Origin of the sequence: Streptomyces qinglanensis (genome assembly GCF_900111245.1) — a bacterium.
GTDB lineage: Bacteria > Actinomycetota > Actinomycetes > Streptomycetales > Streptomycetaceae > Streptomyces > Streptomyces qinglanensis.
The window spans coordinates 1-1,838 of the sequence record NZ_FOGO01000032.1 but is presented as its reverse complement, the minus strand read 5'-3'; the positions used below and the strand labels follow the sequence as shown (position 1 = coordinate 1,838).

The following is a 1,838-nucleotide window of genomic DNA, read 5'->3' as shown; positions in this document are numbered from 1 at the left end:
ACCTCCCACCACCCGCTCTTCCAGGTCATCCTCGGGCTCCAGAACGCCCAGGAGGGCTCCTTCGAACTCCCCGGCCTCCACGTCGAGGCCGAGGGCGTCGATCTGGGCGTGGCCAAGACCGACCTGGCGGTCAACGTCATCGAGCGGTACGACGACACGGGCGAGCCGACCGGCATCGAGGCACTCGCCGAGTTCGCCGAGGCCCTTTACGACCGCTCCACGGTCGAGGGCTTCGCCATGCGGTGGGTGCGGCTGCTGGAGCAACTGGTGGCGGATCCCTCGGCCCCGATCGGCCGGGCCGAGCTGCTGACCGGGCCGGAGCGGGACCGGATCCTGTCCGAGTGGAACGACACGTCCGCCGAACGGAACGACGGTACGTCGGTCGAGGCCCCAGCCGAGACGTTGGCCGGACTGTTCGAAGCCCGGGCCCGCCGCACTCCCGAGGCCACCGCGGTGTTGTTCGCCGGCACGCGAGTCGGCTACGGGGAGCTGAACGCGCGGGCGAACCGGCTGGCGCACTGGCTGATCGGTCGTGGTGTGGGGCCTGAGGTGTTGGTGGGGGTGGAGTTGCCGCGGTCGGTGGAGATGGTCGTCGCCGTCCTGGCGGTGTCGAAGGCGGGCGGCGCCTATCTGCCGCTGGACCCCGACCTCCCGCGGGACCGCCGGAACTTCATGCTGGAGGACGCACAGCCGGTGCTGGTCCTGGACCCGGACGCCATGGCACAGGACGTGTCCGGCCGACCGGAGACCGACCCGCCGCGCGGCGCCGCCCTCCACCACCCGGCCTACGTCATCTACACGTCCGGTTCCACCGGCACCCCGAAGGGCGTGGTCGTCACACACACGGGGGTCGCCGCGTTGGCGCGCACCCAGGTGCGCCGGCTGGGCGTGTCCCCGGGGAGCCGGGTGCTGCAGTTCGCCTCGTCCAGCTTCGACGTGGCTTTCGGTGATCTGTGCACCGCGTTCGCCGGGGGTGCCGCGCTCGTCCTTCCCGAACCGGGGCAGCTTTCGAGTGAGGCCCTCCTGCGGCTGCTGGCCGATGCGGAGGTCACCCATGTGCAGCTTCCGGTCTCGGTGCTGCGCGCACTCACCTTCGACGGGGTCGAGTCGGCCCTCCCCCGCCTGGAGACCGTGGTGGCCGGGGGAGAGGTGTGTCCGCCGGAGCTGGCGGCCCGCTGGTCCGCGGGACGCCGCGTGCTCAACGCGTACGGTCCGACCGAGGCCACGGTCTGCGTCTCCACCCACACCGTGACCGACGGCGAGCCGTCTTCCGGCGGCGTCGTCCCGATCGGACGGCCGGTGGCCGACACTCGCCTGTTCGTGCTCGACGCGGGCCTGCGACCGGTTCCCGCGGGCGTGTCGGGCGAGCTGTATGTGTCGGGTCCCGGGCTCGCTCGCGGCTATCTGGACCGTGCGGGCCTGACGGCGGAGCGGTTCGTGGCCTCTCCCTTCGAGCCGGGCGCGCGGATGTACCGCACGGGCGACCTGGCCCGCTGGAGCACCGACGGCCGACTTGAGTTCGCCGGCCGTGCGGATGAGCAGGTGAAACTGCGGGGCTTCCGGATCGAGCCGGGGGAGATCGAGTCGGTGCTGGCCGGCTGCGGGGGTGTGCGGGAGGCGGCGGTGGTGGCGCGTGAGGACGTGCCCGGTGACCAGCGACTCGTCGCGTACGTCGTGCCGGAGAAGTCCGAAGGGGCTGCCGTCGCCCTCGATCCGGCGACACTCGTCGCTCGGCTGGCAGAGGGATTGCCGGAGTACATGGTGCCGTCGGCGGTGATGGTGCTGGATCGGTTGTCGTTGACGCCGAACGGGAAGCTGGACCGCAAGGCACTGCCCGC

At 71.9% G+C, this 1,838-nt stretch carries 1 protein-coding gene; it reads left to right on the top strand.

Annotated features, from left to right (window positions below):
- Window positions 1-1,838, top strand: a 1,838-nt coding sequence (locus BMX65_RS31105) for a non-ribosomal peptide synthetase (RefSeq protein ID WP_143081910.1), incomplete at both ends; no start/stop codon positions are given.